At 38.5% G+C, this 14,614-nt stretch carries 17 protein-coding genes; 3 read left to right on the top strand and 14 right to left on the bottom strand.

Going from position 1 to position 14,614, the window contains the following annotated elements:
- Positions 1 to 18 precede the first annotated feature (18 nt).
- Complete coding sequence (locus AC075J_RS14800; RefSeq protein ID WP_118616864.1) at positions 19 to 204, top strand: hypothetical protein; 186 nt, start codon at positions 19 to 21, stop codon at positions 202 to 204.
- A gap of 45 nt (positions 205 to 249) precedes the next feature.
- A complete protein-coding gene (locus tag AC075J_RS14805) occupies positions 250 to 966 on the top strand; it encodes a hypothetical protein (protein WP_118616865.1) in 717 nt (238 codons plus the stop codon).
- A 515-nt stretch (positions 967 to 1,481) separates the two neighbouring features.
- On the opposite strand, the gene AC075J_RS14810 is transcribed toward AC075J_RS14805, so the two are convergent.
- The 13 genes from AC075J_RS14810 to AC075J_RS14870 form a co-directional block, all read right to left on the bottom strand.
- Positions 1,482 to 2,186 carry a Rha family transcriptional regulator gene (locus AC075J_RS14810; protein ID WP_407843200.1) on the bottom strand — a complete coding sequence of 235 codons (705 nt, stop codon included), beginning with the start codon at positions 2,184 to 2,186 and terminating at the stop codon, positions 1,482 to 1,484.
- Between the two features lie 248 nt (positions 2,187 to 2,434).
- Positions 2,435 to 2,743 (bottom strand): hypothetical protein, encoded by a 309-nt coding sequence (locus tag AC075J_RS14815; RefSeq protein ID WP_022380613.1) that lies wholly within the window; start codon positions 2,741 to 2,743, stop codon positions 2,435 to 2,437.
- A gap of 53 nt (positions 2,744 to 2,796) precedes the next feature.
- Entirely contained in the window at positions 2,797 to 6,714 is a 3,918-nt protein-coding gene (locus AC075J_RS14820) for a coiled-coil domain-containing protein (RefSeq protein WP_270400426.1), read from the bottom strand.
- Positions 6,715 to 6,816: 102 nt separating this feature from the next.
- Positions 6,817 to 7,248 (bottom strand): hypothetical protein, encoded by a 432-nt coding sequence (locus tag AC075J_RS14825; RefSeq protein WP_118616868.1) that lies wholly within the window; start codon positions 7,246 to 7,248, stop codon positions 6,817 to 6,819.
- Positions 7,226 to 7,477 (bottom strand): hypothetical protein, encoded by a 252-nt coding sequence (locus tag AC075J_RS14830; RefSeq protein WP_182438126.1) that lies wholly within the window; start codon positions 7,475 to 7,477, stop codon positions 7,226 to 7,228. Before AC075J_RS14830 ends, AC075J_RS14825 begins: the two co-directional genes overlap by 23 nt.
- 614 nt (positions 7,478 to 8,091) lie before the next feature.
- Complete coding sequence (locus AC075J_RS14835; protein WP_055149840.1) at positions 8,092 to 8,376, bottom strand: hypothetical protein; 285 nt, start codon at positions 8,374 to 8,376, stop codon at positions 8,092 to 8,094.
- Positions 8,377 to 9,142: 766 nt separating this feature from the next.
- The gene (locus tag AC075J_RS14840) at positions 9,143 to 9,439 is read right to left on the bottom strand and encodes a hypothetical protein (protein WP_055151416.1); all 297 of its coding nucleotides are present in this window, start codon (positions 9,437 to 9,439) and stop codon (positions 9,143 to 9,145) included.
- A gap of 79 nt (positions 9,440 to 9,518) precedes the next feature.
- Entirely contained in the window at positions 9,519 to 9,752 is a 234-nt protein-coding gene (locus tag AC075J_RS14845; protein WP_118616870.1) for a hypothetical protein, read from the bottom strand.
- 3 nt (positions 9,753 to 9,755) lie between these two features.
- Positions 9,756 to 9,956, bottom strand: a complete 201-nt coding sequence (locus AC075J_RS14850) for a hypothetical protein (RefSeq protein ID WP_118616871.1) — start codon at positions 9,954 to 9,956, stop codon at positions 9,756 to 9,758.
- A 134-nt stretch (positions 9,957 to 10,090) separates the two neighbouring features.
- Entirely contained in the window at positions 10,091 to 10,261 is a 171-nt protein-coding gene (locus AC075J_RS14855) for a hypothetical protein (RefSeq protein WP_182437409.1), read from the bottom strand.
- Positions 10,262 to 10,480: 219 nt separating this feature from the next.
- Complete coding sequence (locus AC075J_RS14860; RefSeq protein ID WP_128867793.1) at positions 10,481 to 12,490, bottom strand: virulence-associated E family protein; 2,010 nt, start codon at positions 12,488 to 12,490, stop codon at positions 10,481 to 10,483.
- Positions 12,491 to 12,678: 188 nt separating this feature from the next.
- A complete protein-coding gene (locus AC075J_RS14865) occupies positions 12,679 to 12,981 on the bottom strand; it encodes a hypothetical protein (RefSeq protein WP_118521109.1) in 303 nt (100 codons plus the stop codon).
- A gap of 12 nt (positions 12,982 to 12,993) precedes the next feature.
- Positions 12,994 to 13,194 (bottom strand): DUF6462 family protein, encoded by a 201-nt coding sequence (locus tag AC075J_RS14870; RefSeq protein WP_118521110.1) that lies wholly within the window; start codon positions 13,192 to 13,194, stop codon positions 12,994 to 12,996.
- A gap of 184 nt (positions 13,195 to 13,378) precedes the next feature.
- On the opposite strand from AC075J_RS14870, the gene AC075J_RS14875 reads away from it, so the two are divergent.
- On the top strand, positions 13,379 to 14,059 hold the full coding sequence (locus tag AC075J_RS14875; RefSeq protein ID WP_118521111.1) for a helix-turn-helix domain-containing protein: 681 nt from the start codon (positions 13,379 to 13,381) through the stop codon (positions 14,057 to 14,059).
- 115 nt (positions 14,060 to 14,174) lie between these two features.
- Here the strand turns inward: AC075J_RS14875 and AC075J_RS14880 are convergent.
- Positions 14,175 to 14,614: hypothetical protein (locus AC075J_RS14880; RefSeq protein WP_476390471.1), on the bottom strand; the 440-nt coding region annotated here is incomplete at its 5' end.

Here is a 14,614-nt window from a genome sequence, read left to right on the forward strand (position 1 = left end):
ACGAAAGGATGTGCTCTCATGGCAAAACGTTTATACACCTATGATGATATTATGAATCTGCCTGATTTTATCCGGGTAGAATTGATTGACGGTGTAATTCAAACAGATGACTGGACAAATCTGGAGATTGATGAGGAAGTCTTTCAGAATCCACCATCTGAAGATCATCACGTCACCTACCGCCTTTCCATCGTAAAAAAATAAAACAATACCTGATATTTTACTGTTCTATTTGTATAGGAGGATTCCATGAGCCTTTTCAATAAAATTAAAAGTGTTTTCAATTCATCATCCGATGATGTTCCTGATGCTCAAACCATCTATTTCAAAAACGGAGAGATGTACAAAGTATATCCCACCGATAAAGAAAGCTGGTACGATGCCAGATATCTGGTTTCAGATGGAGTAAAATATGATCTGGAGAATCTGGACGATTTAAAGCGCATTCCTGTACCAAAATTCCCGGCACATCAAAATATAATGGAGGGATATGGCGTTACTGGAAATTTAGATTATGTTTTAAGGATGAAAGCTGGAAGCTTTTATAATCGCAAAGATAAAATAAGATGTTCAGCCTGTTTATGGAAATGTACTGAATTAATGTTTGCTCATCCTTTTTTATCTTGGGACGAAAGCCACTTTTACCGGATAGTACAATGGCACGTAGAAATGGGAATGTTTGACGAAGCTGACAAGGCTGAGAAATATATATATTCTGTACTTGATCATGATGCAAACTATCAGCAATTGATCAATCATATAAAAGATAATCCTGAATACATAAAACAGCAGAAGGCATTTCATAAGAAAAATTTGATGCGTAAAGAATACTATCATATTTTTTATGAATTACCTGAACTAGCTCCCAAATCTTTTAGCGCTTATAGTAGAATGAAAAATGCTCAAACAAAAAATTTTCTCAAACTCAAAGAGCAGGCAATAAAACATGGGATTTCAATAAACTAAAACTGAATATAGTATATTTATCTAGGCAGCCAGTAGAGCGGCTGTGGTTCCCCTGATCCTGAGCCTTGACAGGAGGGGATGCTTATGAGCGATTACGAGATATTTATGATAATTCTGACAACAGCCAGCTTAATTGTATCTATCCTTACATACACACATAAGAAATAGCCGCCCTGCTCTCTGGTAAAGAATAGGCGGCTACGTCTTAAACATATATCTTGCCAGGACGGGGAACCTTGACTTCCCTTACTGGCTGTCTTGATAAGTATATTATATGCCAGTCCCCAGAATTTGTCAATTTCCATTTGCCTCTGCTCTCATCTGCTGCCGCTTCGCCTATTCAATTTATCGGGATCCATTCTCGGCATTTCCCTTATGCTTTCCACACCTTTCATTGCTTTGTAATAATCGTCTATTTTTCTTTGTCCCACCTTACTCTATACAAATATACCCTTGCACTGTTTCCATCCATTTTCACATTATTTTATGCCTGTACTCTGGACAAATAAAACATTTCATGCTGTACACTGTAAATATCGCATAGCTTCCAGTCGATTCTTGCAGTCCTGGTAAATATCTTTGTAATTACGTCCTGCTGCCATGCCTGTTCTTAAAGTATGCGCTATCAGATGTTCCACCAATGACAGATCATCTAACTGACTTCCAGCAGCAGTTGTCTTGTCAGTGATTCCTACACTCTTATATGCCAGTCTGGTATAATTGCTGTAATAGTGATCTGCGTGAGTACTTCCCTGCATTCTGGCATATTCCACAAATTCCTTGATAACATCCGTCTCTGCTCTTCTGGTGGTTCTCTCTTCCTGATCTGCTATCTGATAAGCAGCAGTATTCTTTTCATAAACAAGTCTTTCCATCCGATTGAACGCATCAATATACTTCCATTTCCAGGCATCCGCTTCTTTTCCAGTAAAACCAAATGCCAGGAACACAAAGCCATCTTTATTCAACAAATATTTTTTATTATATTTTCCGGAAGCATCTTTATACTTAGATGGCTTGATGCACTGAACGCAATTTTGCGTTGAGTCATTTGCCAATAAATTCTCTATTGCTCTAATGACATCTGAATGCCTTTTTCCAAATTTCTCCGCTACCTGTAAACTATCACATACTGCCTGTTCATTTTTAAGATATACTAAATCGTCTATAACAACGCTCCTTTCCGCTCTGCAATTATTTTCAGAGCTATATAAACCAATGCTTCAAGTTTTTTTCAAGTTCTATTTCGGAAATAACTGTACTGTTATGGGGCTACATATAAAAAATCTCAACATTTCTCAACAACCATGAGTAAATATGTTATTGCCTTTCGGCTATATATGCGGAAATGCAATCTTTTTCCAACATAATGCTGTTTCTCACGCTTCGTTATCCATTCGCGCATATTATATACAGCCCCATATCCTTACAGTACCGTAATATTTTCACCTAATTTTCCATTCTATTGCTAAAATGGATATCTTCCGCATGCCTGTAGTGCAGATCTGAATAATGCCAGTGTTTTTCGTTTATATCCATAAACATCTGCATGGCATTTGTAATTCTGATCAATCCCTTTTCTGGCAAGGACCTGAAATGCCACGCCCTTGGATATACTGTAGAAGAGATCATCTTCAACCATAGGATTGCATTCATGCGCACATTGTAACAGCAGAAGCTTGTCCGGCAGTTCCAAATCCAGACAATACTGCTTCAGCTGTTTTTCCTCTCCCTTTTTAAATCCATAATCTGTATAAGTTGCTTCTCTGGTTCGCATAATTTCTTCCTTTCTTTGCTCCGCTTTAAGTTGTTCCTGTGCCCCATTTTTCTTTATGCTAACTCAAATGGGTTTTTCCCGTTTCTGCGTCTCCTCATTTCAGCTTCACTGATAATAATATCCAGTAATTTTCTGCCGGACGCATTAACTGTAACATTATAGGTATTTCCGTCCCCCTGTCCTTTTCCTGACTCTTCCCGGACGATCTGACGCAACAAGCTTTCCGGTGCTTCCAGGTTATTCCCTTTCTTCTGATCTCCTAATACTGCAAGGAATTCTGACCTTGGCGGAATAACTGCGCCACTGGCCAGATACGGAACTGAGTTTACTCTTGGAAGGCTCATGAAATAATTTCCCCATCGGCGTCCGCCATTAGGAAGCTGTACATTATATGAAAACGTAAAGCCTCTTTCAATTCCCGAGATTGCACTGTTTATGTTATTAATCATACCGTTTACTTTAGATATAATATTATTCAATGTAGTGCTGATTCTATCTGCCGCCCTGGATATTGCTCCGGAAAGACCACTTTCCATTCTGGATCCATAGCTTTCTACTTTGCCAACTAAGGAAGAAAGACTTTTGTCAATCGAGCCTGACATACCTCCAACCGTCCTATTGATTTCGTCACTGGCGTTTTTCCATTTTCTTGTCATGATGTTATACTGACTCTGGAACTGACTCTTAACACCTTTGGTCATCTCACCAAGGCTTAAGTTGGCCTGTATCTTCATGGCTCGTACATTCGTTTTCACTTCTTTTGCAGAATTTCCCCAGTTAAGCACTGTAGAATCATTTACTCCTGCAAAATTTTCTTCTGTACTGGACTTAATTCCGGCTGTAGCCTCTTCCACATCAGTCTGAGCAGTCTTTATTGATGAAGAAATCTTCTCCTGCGCTCCGACAATATTGGTATCTACCGCTGTAGTAACCGCCGTAGTTGCAGCCGGAAACTCTGCCCCTAATGCTGCATTCAGATCATCCAGTGGTACACCTGCATTCTTCAAAGCAGTGTAAACCATGTTCAAAGCATCCTGTGCGCTCTTGGCACTTCCGCCAGTGTCCTGAAGCTGGCTTCTGACTCCCTGATAGGTTCCGCTAAATTCGTTCCCTTTCAGGCTTAATGTATAAAGAGTGTCCGATAAAACACTAATTGCTTCTTTCGCGCTCAGCGAAGAGAGATCAATCTGTCCTGCACTTTCAGAGAATCCCTGTCCCAATGCCAGCACTTTATTGGTCATATCTTCTACGAAGGTACCTGTTACGCCTGCCTGAGCACCATATTGTTCAAGTATTGCTTTCGCCTGCTCAGCAGATATGCCATATTCTGCCAACTTATGAATAAAGCTATCATACATTTCAGCATTGGATTTTCCCGCACTTTCATCGGCTTCAATCAACTTCCAGAGGTCTTCTGCCTGCTTTTGGGTTATTACATTCGAGGAACTCATTGCCCCAGCATAATCATGCAGATATCCACCCGCCTGTGTCAGAACACCGTTTCCACCCTGTAAGGTTTCTATGAATCCTGCCAGCTTTTCTGTTCCTACAATTGCCGCCATAGCTACCGCCGCGATCAATCCCGCTGTTCCTACCAATGGGGCAAGAGATGAAGCAAGGGAAGTAAATCCGCCCGCTGCCGCACTGGCAGCTTTTCCCAGTACAGATGTCAGGCTTCCGGAAAGAGCCGCTACTGCTTCAGATCCGATTATCTTCTTTCCTATTGCTCCAATCAGCAACTTTACCAGACTGCCAATCCCTGTTATATCCGCAATCTTTACAGCAAGAAATGCTTTTCCGAGAAAAGCTGCTATTTTACCGGCTGTGCCACCCTCTTCCAACCCATCAAACAGACCTCCAATCGTTGTTTTGATTGCTTCAATGACCTGCCACAGATGTTTTCCCCAATCAATCTGACTTAAGAATGTTCCTATTCCTTTCCCTACTTCTTCCCAATTTGTTTTTTGAGCCAGTCCAACCAAAGAAGTACATAAATTGTTCAGGAATATTTCCAGTTTCTGTCCATTGCCTTTCCAATCAAATTTTGATACAAAAGTATTGATTCCTCCCGCAATATTATCAACCATCTGTTTCCAGTTGAAATTGACAGCAAAATTGTAAAGAGTTGTAAACGCACCGTTAAGTCCAGTAGCAAGTGTATCTCCTATCTCTGAAAATGAAACAGTCGAAAAAACACCGTTCAGTGCATCCGCAACCGCCTTTCCAATATCAGCATAAGGAAGATTATGAACAAATCCGCTGAATATCTTCCAGGAAATCATGAACATGTTGCCAAGCAGCTGTCCAAGATTATTCCAGTTTACCTCATGAACCAGACCGGTAATACCTTCTGCAAATTTCTTTCCAAGATTCTTCCAATTTATTCCTGTAATCAGAAGATTCATAGTATTCACAAGAGTATTAATCCCAACCCCTACAGTACGTCCTAACAAATCCCAATCAATATGATCAACCAGGCTATTAAATGTTCTTGTAAAAGCATCACAGAATTTTGTAATCTTGGGTCCAACATTGTTCCAGTTAATCACATCATAAATTTTCTGCAGGCCTTTATTAATGCCACTGGCAATATAAGCCCCCAACCCTTCCCAGTCCTCTTTTTTGATGAGCTTTCGGATCTTATCAGCAATTCCCTTTATAGAACTCGTGATAGGAACTTCTTCAAACATATCACCGGCAGATGGGTCAGTGTATTTGTTCCCGCCGATTGTTCCTGCACTGTTTACGCCATCATCATATCTATTAAGTTCATCAATCGGGCTAAGATATCCTTTTACTTCCTTTGTGGCTTTCTTGGCACTATCCGCTGTTTTATCCAAGCTGGCAGCATAGTCTTCCTGAACGCCTATTGCTTTTGTAAAAGTTTTTTGCCCGGTTAATGCTGCAATCAGCATACCTACGCGGGTAACCGCATCTGACATAAGATTAATAAACTTGACAAGAATCGGTGCGACTGTTGTCAATATTGGTGCGAATGCTGTTGCAAAAGAATTTTTTAATCTTGTCATACTGGACATCAATGAAGACATTGCTGTGTTTGCGGTATTAGAATACTCAGCAAGATTCTGAATTCCCGTCTTTACTCCGTCACCAACAGCATTTATAGCCTGGGACATGCCCGAAAACAATAGTGATATTCCCAACACCTCATCCAGACCTGCCTTAGAACATTTTGCCTGCTTATCGAAATTAAACATAGATTCCACTGCTTTTTTCATAGCAGAGACCATACTTTTTACAGCCGATCCTACGCTCTTTAAAGCAGAGCCAATGTTCTTCATGACTACACCTACACGTGCAGCAGCTTTCTGTAGATTCTGCATTACCAGAACAAGCTTGTTATTCTTTTCCTGATATTCCTCTACTTTTTTCTTCAGATTATTATATGAAGAATATAGCCTTCCGTTTATACGTTCCAGTTTCTGTGATTCCTCATCGTACTTCTGCAATGTATTTTTATAGGCATCTGTCGATTTAGGATCTATGTACGCACTGCCGGATACCTGCATCTCCTTCTGTTTGTTCTGCAGTCTCTTCATGTCTGCCCATATTTCATCCAACTGCTTATCTAGTTCTTTAACAGGCCCAGAATCAACTGGAAATCCCATATCAATCCATTCACGCTGTTTAGATTCTATTTTTTCAAAGTCTGTCTCAAGAGCCTTGATCTGATCCGAAATCTGCTTGTATTCTTCTGTTTCTATTTTGCTTTTACCCAGCTCATCCAGCTTAGATTTTAATTCAGCAACTTTTCTTTCCTGCTTTTCATAGCTTTGATAAAGGCTGTTAACTGTTGCAATCTGCCTTTGAAATGAATTTTTTGCTGTTTCTCCCATTTTTGATACCTGAGCAGTAATTCTTGTCATTCCTGCCTTAATCGTATTTAATCCTTTGGAAAGACCTTCTGTCTGAATCCTGGTATCAATGATGATTGAGCCATCAGCTGCCATATTATCTACCTCCCGACTATTTGAGGTCAGGGTACCAGTTTCAAATTACCAGTACCGAGTTATAAATTAGGGCTATCCTGTTTCCAGAACAGCCCGCCGTTTTTATTTTTCTTCGTCTTTTTTTGTGTATTTAGCAACATATTTGTCAATTTGTTCCTGCTGCTTCTTTTCTCTTTCAGCTAATTCCTTTTCAATGATTCCGCCAATCACAGTGATAATCTGTTCGGCAAATGTCTGTCCATCTTCCAGAATTGTAAACGGATGAGTAATTTTAAAGAAGTTCTCCGATACAGGAGCACCAAACAAGAAATCTATCTTTTCCCCGGCTTCTTTCTCCAGCTCAGGAAGAATCTCTTCCAAGTCCTCCCCTTTTATTTTGTCACCTACACTTGCGAAAAACGCCGCTGTCTCTTTATATCTGTTTAAGATTCCAACATCTGTAGGAATAAATCGGAATACTCCCAGCTCATTTCCATCCTGATCTACAATCTCATAGTTCTTAGCACCTGTATTAAATGTTATCTTCTCTGCCATTACTTATCGCCTCTCCCTCATATTTTTGAAGTTCCGTTTCAAGTCTCTGAAGTTCCCCGTAATCCTGCGCAAGTTTTCTACATTTTTCTGCCATTACTCCAATCATTGTAGGCCACATCCCGGATGATTTATCCAGATCATCAAGTGCCCGTCTGGCAGAAGCATTTATTGCCGCCTGAAGCTTGTCCTGTTCATATTTTCTACTTTTCTTCATTCTGATACGTCTCATTGTCTTTCCCCCTTACCGCATCATAAATAGCTGCTAATTCCATGACTGCAATCAACATCAACATGCTAAGTAAAATCACATACATCATCTCCTGTCCTATTGTGATACATATATTATCTCACATTTTGTGAGAACAGCTCTCTACCACTTTTGGGCGTTTTTGTTATTTCGACTGTTCATCGACAGTTCAAAGGCAACTGGCCTTTCGCAAAGATCACAATTCAATCTGATATTCTCGCCTGTTCCTCGCCTGTTCGAACACTCCGAGTTCTCGCCACTTTAATTCCATTTCTCACGGGTTCGTCACGGCTTTGTGTGGCTTTCCTGCGGCTTCATTATCAATAACAGGGATCCTCAAAATAGTGGATATCCCTTTTTATAACTTTTCACTGCTTCCTCACTGCTTCAATCAGACCAGTACCGTAAAAATCAGTAATAACGCATGACCGTATTTCTCATAATAGGTCTTTTATTGAGCCGTAGGTTCGGCAGCAGGATTTTTATTAAATACTGGCATCATCTCTTCTCTCTATTTTATCGGCTCATTTAGCCTTTTTCTTCCCTTACCCTTACAACTTTATCTTAGTTGCATTACAATTGATTTTTGCTCTGTTTTATTCCCATACTCCTGTATTTTCAGATATATTGTGGCTTAGCCTTTCCCTCATCTGCTGACGCTGTTCCTCTGTATACTGTTTCGGAGGAGAAATCCGGATCCAGGCTACCGGAACATGAGCACAAATACTTCCGTCCTCGTTATCAGCAACGATCTGGCAATCATCAGGATGTTTCTCTGCCAGCTTGCGGATTACTGACTTATACCGGCCCTGAGAGAATGTTAATGTTGCTTTAGTACCATTAGTCATAAATTCAATTGCATTTTCGTTACATCCATTCATAAAAATCTCCTTTTTGTTTTGTTCGTGTATTGTTCATGTTCTCTCTGTTCGCTCTTTGTTTACTAACTCATTAAAAGGTCATTTCTCGGGGTTCGCTCGGAGTTCGATAACATCTGAGTGCATTTTCTCGAAGTTCGTTCGAAGTTCATTTTGGAATCATGCGCCAGACTTTTAGGGACTCCGAAATCTCTGAATAGTCACCCGCGCGTAATCGTGTCAACAAACTCCCTACATTTTTTCATCTATATGCCGATAAATGTTAAGTTTTGTTAAGTCCTGCACCTCTATATCCGAAAAATATAAGGTTTTTTAGGTTTTACCTATACATACAAAAATGTTAGCTTTTGTTAGGTTCCATGATCCATACAGAAAAATATATGAGGTTTTCTGAAGTTTTCATAGAAAGCCTCCGCCTATATGAGCCAAAATACTAAGTTTTACTAGGCAATCAAAGCACTAAATAATACTAAAGCTTTTGATTATATATGCAGAAATGCCACTATTTGCAACCTTATTCATCAGCTATATACTCTGAAGCTCCACCTTTTTCCACCCTATTCATCAGCTATATATAATCAAGTTCCACGTTTTTCCAAGATGTATTCCCTATACAGAGAAACAGACGGTTTTGACAGGTTGTCGATCCGAGAAGATGTTAATATCTGTTAATGTTTTCGGCTATATATGCTGAAATCGTAGGTTTTCGTAAGTTCCTCCCATATAGAGTGATATGTGGGGTTTTGTCAGGTTCTTCCAGCATCGTCTACTACAAATCTACTGATTTCACCAGTAAATCAAATTCATGAAGTGCTTTCCGCTTATAACCATAAAAATCATTTTCAGTGCATGGAAGTTCACATGAATTGCTGTTTTTGAATATCTGGCGATATCCCACGCTTTCTGTAAAACTCTTTACCAGATGCGAGGCAAGAAATTCATTTGCCCTATTGCATGCTTCGATTACTAAAGAATAATACTGTTTATCTTTTACCATTTCTTTGAGTTCTGCTGCCCGTCCCGGCGTAATCCCATAATCTTTCAATTTCATTTTTCTGATGCTCATTGGTATAGAGTCCTCCTGTCCTGTTTGTGGTATAATAGCTTACAGAAAGACTCACCCCTTTTATACGGTCCTGCGTCAGTTACTTTGACTGATACAGGACTTTTGCTTTGTGCTCCAGATCTGACGCAACATTGCACAAGATATCCCGGCACAACTGGCAATTATATTGCGATTCTATTTCGTGAAGATTAGCTACCAGCTTTGACCAGTATGTATCATCCTGCGGATTTCCCGGCGGGTAATGTTCTCTGTATGCTCGCCAGGCAGCAGTTAATATGTCATATACCTGTCTTAATTCCTTTTCATTATCCAATGATTACTCCTCCGGCATGATATACGCTTTTTCTCCTGCTACATACTTTTGAAACATATCATTCAACACTTCTTTTGCGCGTTCTGGACTTGCATATTCCGCAATACTAAAATCACTCTCACAAATACGGTTCTTACTTACATAACTGATATACGTCATTTTAAAATTTAAAACTCGTGTTTTATCCTGTGTCATTATTTTCATGATTAGTATCCTTTCCGGCGGATTACCGCCTATAATTATCGTTTCCCCTATGATTAAGTTACTCCTCTGTATATTTCACTAATTCAGCTCCAAACAAAACTGAATCAACATATATTTTTACAACGTTTCCTGCTTTATTTACAAGCTTCATAGTTACATTCAGCCCCCCTTGAATCTGATTTCACTTCATCTACTGTAAATCCTTTCAAACTTTCTAAATCAGCTACTGAATATACCGACTGTTTCTTTAATTTTTTTGACATATATTTTTCCCTTTCCGGCGGTAAACCGCCTATAAAATCCATTACAAAATCCAACTACAGACTACAACTACAATCGTTCCAAAGAGTTTAAAGGTTTCTTTATATACCCTTATATCCCTATATTATTATCTTTTATATATTTTTTTTTATAGAATGTAGTATTTGTAGAATATGTAGAAACACTTGTAAATACTGAATTTAAGCGAACTACATTCATTCTACAAACTTCACTACAATCCATAAAAACAACCGCAAAATTACTTAATCAAACGGAAGCTCCATTTGTTCTTGCTCTGAAACAACAACAAACTCAGAATTTTCAGATTCCTCTTCTGTAGTTTTCATTGCTATTTTTCTGAAGCCTCGTTGTTGTCCATATCCATCAAATTTACGTGGGGTTTTAAGCCTTTCCCATCCCGGTATTTTAGCAACGATATTATTTATTTCTGATGCCTGCCAATTTTTTGGTGGTATGGTTTCCTTTAATGCTTCGAACCATATTTCTCTAGCACACACCTGAGTTTTTCCTTCCAAATAGTCCAGAATAATTCCACGCTTGCCATCATCTGCCATATTTGCCTCTTGAAGTTCTTTAGCCTGCTGCATACAGTTTTCCGGAAGTATCAATTCTGGATCTTCGTTTTTCCAAATATGCACTGCTTCCGCCCATGCCTGTTTTATATCGTCCATAACTTCTGGTGTAAAAAGGCTCTTAGATGTTTTTGTAAAGCCTGTGTGAATAATAAGAAAACGCCTGTTTCCTGTTTCATCCTGCAAAAAATCATCTTTATTGGTAGTTCCGGCGAATACACACTGTCTGTAAAATGTGTCTGCCCGCCGCTCATAAGGAATCCTGTATTTATCCTGCGTTGCGGTCAAAAACCTTTTTACACTCTCAACGCCTCCAGCCGTTCGAGCCAGTGACTTTAATTCAGCGAGCTCAATGATCCATGATCCTGTAAGGGACTGTACCGCTTTATCTGAATCCAAACTATCCAACGAATCATTGAACCAGGAATCGTCCAAAGCCATCAATTTCAGAAACGTACTCTTGCCAATGCCCTGTGAACCCTGTAAAATGATTGTATAATCAAATTTATTTCCGGGTTTATACACTCTTGAAACAGCTCCTAACATCCATAAGCGCATTACCTGGTATGTATAATCAGAATCCTCTGCTCCAAGATATTCCGGCAGCAGGCTTCTTATATGCTCTTTTCCATCCCATGTAAGGGAATCCAGTAGTTCTCTTACCGGATGGAATTTATTGCGCATAGAAACATTTTTCAGCGCATCTGCGAAGTCTTGCCGACTTTTAAGCCCATAATCAGCCTGTATCAGCGAAAACAAAGCTGAATCATCATGGCTGCTCCATGCTCTGCAATTATTCTCATTCTCCCATGGCACATTACCATATAGATAAGGTTGCTGTGCAAACTCATTAAGACGGATTTTCCCGGCGAAACGGCTGTCTTTATCCATAACGATTTCAAAATTATGTACCAGCTGTTTTACGCTTTTTACATTTCCATCTTCATCATAGTTGCAGTCGAGGAATTTAAAGACTAATGCCGGACATCCAGCTACTTCGTCCTTGCTTTTTTGTATTACAGATCGTTTTTTACCTGTATCCTGCTTCTGATCTTGCTGAACATCTACACAAATCTTCTCTGTATCATCAACATTCCTTATTAAATTTTCAAATTCTTCAACAGTATGTCCCTCTTCAAAATAATCAGTTATATCTGCTTTTGGCGTATCGGGCATCGGAACAATTATCTTTACACTCTTAGAAATTCCTTTTAAATCTTTTTCAATAGCAGCTGCCAGTTTCTTCCCTGGAGCATCATTATCAGCCAGAATGACAACTTCAGCACCCGCACACAGTTCTGATACGTTCTTATTCCAATCATTAGCCCCGCCACATGAAAAAGCAGTATAGCCTTTCTTTACCAGTGTATTAACGTCCTTTTCACCCTCAGGTATAAAAATCGGTTCGTTTCTTTCAATAGCTTCTTTTATTCGTGGAACACTTCCGAATATTGCATTGAATTCCTTTTTGTTCCTTCCTTTCAAGCCATATTCAAACCGCCCATCCTTAAGTATTCCGAAAAGCATTTTCTTACCTTCAAGGCGTATTTTTGTGTAAGCATATTCGCCGTTAATAGATACGTAATTGTATACAGCCTCAATCTTTCTTTTCTCTCGGCTTTCTATGTACATTCGCCAGCATTCCTCTGCTGGCCTACTTTCACTAAATAAGTCTGCCATTTTTAATCCTGCTGCCAGTACAACACTTTCAGAGCTGCAACCCGCATGGCATTTTAATAAAGTCCTACCATTATTCCCTTGCGTAATCGTCAAACTGGCTTCCTTATCAGGATGTGCCGGACAGAGTGCTTGTACCTTTCCATTGCCATATTTCTTCACTTGAAAATGTGATAAGATTTCCTCATAGGTCAAAGATTATCACCTTCCAATTCCTTCAATAACTCTCTTGCACTTTCCAGAGCTTTCAATGTATTTTCACCTCTATTCTCTAAAGTACGAATAAACTTTCGGATTTCCATCGTGTTTCCTGCTGCAGGAAGATAATATCCTCCAGGCGGAGTTGTGTTTGATAATATGACTTTGCCGGCCTTGCGTTCTGCTTCGATCTGTTTTTGAAGCATCCGAACACTGGAAAAATGGCATTTCACAGTAAGATACTCCGGTGTCAGCGCATTTTCTTTGCCCGGCAGCAGATTTTCATATACTCCCATAGAATCGCCACCTTACTCAGAAATACTGTCTATAAAAGCATCTACTTTTGAAAAATTAATCAAATAACATTTTCCTACTTTTACTTCAGCTCCTGCCTCTTTTGCGATATTTCTCATAGTAGTTCTACCAACGCCATATCTTGCACACGCCTGTTCAATACGTCCGGCTTTGGATTCAATTCCAAATTCATTGTTTGTAATTCTTCTTTTCATAAAATTTTATTCCTTTCTACCACTTCGTCATTGTCTATGTGGTTCTTTTATGGTATTATTATAACATAGATGTTAATAAAATTAACAGCATTTATGGTTCACATGTTAATTAACTTAACATTTCTAAATCATTCTAATATTGCTTAAATCATCTTTAAAATAAACAAAAACGGAGGAAGTTAACATGAACATTAACATTGAATGTGGACAGCGCCTAAAAAAGTGCAGGCTTCTCTCAGGATATACCCAAGAAGCTTTAGGGAACAGAGCAAACTATAAAAAAGAAACGGTCTGTATGTTTGAAAGAGGTAAACGTAAGCTTTCTGTAGATGCAGCTAATAATTTCGCTGAAGTTTTACATGTTCGTGCAGATTATTTGCTTTGTAGAGATGATAATATTTTTCCCGAAGAAAAAACTAAATCTAATACCACTAATTATCAAAAAGCTAATTGTTTCGATACCTTACTTAATTTTTATAATTATGAACTATACGAGATACCAGAAAACGAAGATGAAGCTTCCGGAATAAGTACGCTTAATGCCCCAATGAGACTAAGCAAAGGATTTATCATAAAAAGCCCTCAAAACAAATTATTTTATTGTCCAAATAACTTATTAGATGAATTAATCGAAGATGTTATGGATTATGCTTTAATGCGGCTTGATAAACGATTATTACCCCAGTGCCATGAACCAAACGATAACGAACTAGAGGCAGCTGGCCTAACCCCTGAAGGTGCTTATGTGCCCCCAACATTATCATTAAGGCATTTAAAAATACCTGATTTAAACTTTCTACAAGAATCTTCGCATTCTTCAACTGAAAACAAAAATAATAACTCAAATGATTATACAGAAGAATAAAACACTAAAAAAGCACCCAATACCAATTAAGGCGTTGAGTGCTTTCTTTTATGCAACAATTTTTTTATTACATAATACCATTTCTTTTCTGACTAATAATCACTTGAAAATTTCTTTATTTGCTGCTCCTAATTTTTTTTATGTATTTTAATCCTTTTTTTAATATTGGAAGTAAAAATACATCCAGTATCCCTCCTGATATTACAAAATATATTCCTATAATTCCCCATTTTGCAACAAAATCCCTAATTGTATATTCTGGTAAAAGTATTTTGCTCATAACTAAATAACCAATTTCAATCCATGTCAATATTGCCGGAATTATGAAAATAAATTCTACACTAAAAATTTCAGTATCATGTTTAAACTCATTATACAACGACATAATCGGTAAACAGACAAAAATGTTACATACATAAAGTATTCCAGGTATAGCAAATGATAATATTATTAGTTTAAGCAAATCCAATTCCATATATAATTTTCGATTCCATACAAAAATCAGAAGGCTTCCCGGCAATGCCCCTCCTATTATTGCAGTTAATGTATATCCTA

It is taken from the genome of Blautia sp. ZXY-1-C6 (assembly GCF_056339875.1).

Coding starts and splice junctions, on each gene's coding strand:
- AC075J_RS14870 (WP_118521110.1), bottom strand. CDS start 13,194: ATGAAAAGAAGAATTACAAACAATGAATTTGGAATTGAATCCAAAGCC.
- AC075J_RS14850 (WP_118616871.1), bottom strand. CDS start 9,956: ATGAAAATAATGACACAGGATAAAACACGAGTTTTAAATTTTAAAATG.
- AC075J_RS14855 (WP_182437409.1), bottom strand. CDS start 10,261: ATGGATTTTATAGGCGGTTTACCGCCGGAAAGGGAAAAATATATGTCA.
- AC075J_RS14820 (WP_270400426.1), bottom strand. CDS start 6,714: ATGGCAGCTGATGGCTCAATCATCATTGATACCAGGATTCAGACAGAA.
- AC075J_RS14860 (WP_128867793.1), bottom strand. CDS start 12,490: ATGGCAGACTTATTTAGTGAAAGTAGGCCAGCAGAGGAATGCTGGCGA.
- AC075J_RS14805 (WP_118616865.1), top strand. CDS start 250: ATGAGCCTTTTCAATAAAATTAAAAGTGTTTTCAATTCATCATCCGAT.
- AC075J_RS14815 (WP_022380613.1), bottom strand. CDS start 2,743: ATGCGAACCAGAGAAGCAACTTATACAGATTATGGATTTAAAAAGGGA.
- AC075J_RS14800 (WP_118616864.1), top strand. CDS start 19: ATGGCAAAACGTTTATACACCTATGATGATATTATGAATCTGCCTGAT.
- AC075J_RS14835 (WP_055149840.1), bottom strand. CDS start 8,376: ATGAATGGATGTAACGAAAATGCAATTGAATTTATGACTAATGGTACT.
- AC075J_RS14865 (WP_118521109.1), bottom strand. CDS start 12,981: ATGGGAGTATATGAAAATCTGCTGCCGGGCAAAGAAAATGCGCTGACA.
- AC075J_RS14840 (WP_055151416.1), bottom strand. CDS start 9,439: ATGAGCATCAGAAAAATGAAATTGAAAGATTATGGGATTACGCCGGGA.
- AC075J_RS14830 (WP_182438126.1), bottom strand. CDS start 7,477: ATGAGACGTATCAGAATGAAGAAAAGTAGAAAATATGAACAGGACAAG.
- AC075J_RS14875 (WP_118521111.1), top strand. CDS start 13,379: ATGAACATTAACATTGAATGTGGACAGCGCCTAAAAAAGTGCAGGCTT.
- AC075J_RS14825 (WP_118616868.1), bottom strand. CDS start 7,248: ATGGCAGAGAAGATAACATTTAATACAGGTGCTAAGAACTATGAGATT.